The sequence below is a fragment of the Neisseria sp. P0009.S007 genome (genome assembly GCF_051962515.1).
The window spans coordinates 1-299 of record NZ_JBQCVF010001032.1 but is presented as its reverse complement, the minus strand read 5'-3'; the positions used below and the strand labels follow the sequence as shown (position 1 = coordinate 299).

Here is a 299-nt window from a genome sequence, read left to right as displayed (position 1 = left end):
CTATGAAGCTGCGGCGACGATTTTCTACACATCCGGTGCGGTAACGCGCAAAGCGGCACACGTCCGCGACGCGCTCGACTCCAAACGCATGATGATTTTGGTGTGGCTGGCTTTGTTTCCCGCCATGTTTTACGGTATGTACAACGTCGGTGCGCAGGCATTCGGCGCGCTGACGCCAGATTTGCTGCAACAAAGCATCGCCAACGACTGGCATTACGCCCTTGCCAACGCTTTGGGCATCAATATGTCGTCTGAAGCAGGCGTGTTGGGCAAAATGCTGTTCGGCGCGATTTACTTCC

The 299-nt window shown here is 55.5% G+C and carries 1 protein-coding gene; it reads left to right on the top strand.

What is annotated here, in order from left to right:
- The coding region (locus ACTHS3_RS17630; protein WP_440368715.1) for an RnfABCDGE type electron transport complex subunit D at window positions 1-299 on the top strand (299 nt) is incomplete at both ends.